1 protein-coding gene is annotated in these 760 nt (G+C 55.3%); it reads left to right on the top strand.

The window, feature by feature from the left end:
• Positions 1-72: 72 nt before the first annotated feature.
• The coding region (locus IEZ13_RS46150; RefSeq protein WP_049590102.1) for an IS5-like element ISKpn26 family transposase at positions 73-760 on the top strand (688 nt) is incomplete at its 3' end.

Here is a 760-nt window from a genome sequence, read left to right as displayed (position 1 = left end):
TTAAGGAAGGTGCGAACAAGTTCCTGATATGAGATCATCATATTCATCCGGAGCGCATCCCAGAGGGACATCATGAGCCATCAACTCACCTTCGCCGATAGTGAATTCAGCACTAAGCGCCGTCAGACCCGAAAAGAGATTTTCCTCTCCCGCATGGAGCAGATTCTGCCATGGCAGAATATGACCGCTGTCATCGAGCCGTTTTATCCCAAGGCGGGCAATGGCCGACGGCCCTATCCGCTGGAGACCATGCTGCGTATTCACTGCATGCAGCATTGGTACAACCTGAGCGACGGTGCCATGGAAGATGCCCTGTACGAAATCGCCTCCATGCGCCTGTTTGCCCGATTATCCCTGGATAGCGCCCTGCCGGATCGCACCACCATCATGAATTTCCGCCACCTGCTCGAGCAGCATCAACTGGCCCGTCAATTGTTCAAGACCATCAATCGCTGGCTGGCCGAAGCAGGCGTCATGATGACCCAAGGCACTTTGGTGGATGCCACCATCATTGAGGCACCCAGCTCTACCAAGAACAAAGAGCAGCAACGCGATCCGGAGATGCATCAGACCAAGAAAGGCAATCAGTGGCACTTTGGCATGAAGGCCCACATTGGTGTCGATGCCAAGAGTGGCCTGACCCACAGCCTAGTCACCACCGCGGCCAACGAGCATGACCTCAATCAGCTGGGTAATCTGCTTCATGGAGAGGAGCAATTTGTCTCAGCCGATGCCGGCTACCAAGGAGCGCCACAGCGCG

It is taken from the genome of Actinoplanes campanulatus, from assembly GCF_014647795.1.
Classification (GTDB): Bacteria; Actinomycetota; Actinomycetes; order Mycobacteriales; family Micromonosporaceae; genus Actinoplanes; species Actinoplanes campanulatus.
Note: the sequence above shows the minus strand (reverse complement) of the source record. Positions and strands in the feature narration are given on the sequence as shown.